The 255-nt window shown below is 63.1% G+C and carries 1 pseudogene; it reads left to right on the top strand.

Going from position 1 to position 255, the window contains the following annotated elements:
* Nucleotides 1-255 (top strand): annotated as a pseudogene (locus tag FCK22_RS18225) (riboflavin synthase); the annotation flags it as partial.

The following is a 255-nucleotide window of genomic DNA, read 5'->3' as shown; positions in this document are numbered from 1 at the left end:
GCGGGCATATCGTCTCGGGCCATGTCGATGGCGTGGCTGAGATCATTGAGATGAAAGACGAGGGCGACAGCACCCGCGTGACCCTGCGCGCGCCCGAGGATCTGGCGCGGTTCATCGCGCCCAAAGGCTCGGTGGCGCTGAACGGCACCTCGCTGACGGTGAATGATGTCGATGGCTGCGATTTCGGCATCAACTTCATCCCGCATACCAAGGAGGTGACGACGTGGGGCGATGCAGGCGTCGGCGATCTGGTGA

This window comes from Sulfitobacter sp. 15WGC, assembly GCF_005068605.1.
In the GTDB taxonomy this organism is placed as follows: Bacteria; Pseudomonadota; Alphaproteobacteria; order Rhodobacterales; family Rhodobacteraceae; genus Sulfitobacter; species Sulfitobacter faviae.
Note: the sequence above shows the minus strand (reverse complement) of the source record. Positions and strands in the feature narration are given on the sequence as shown.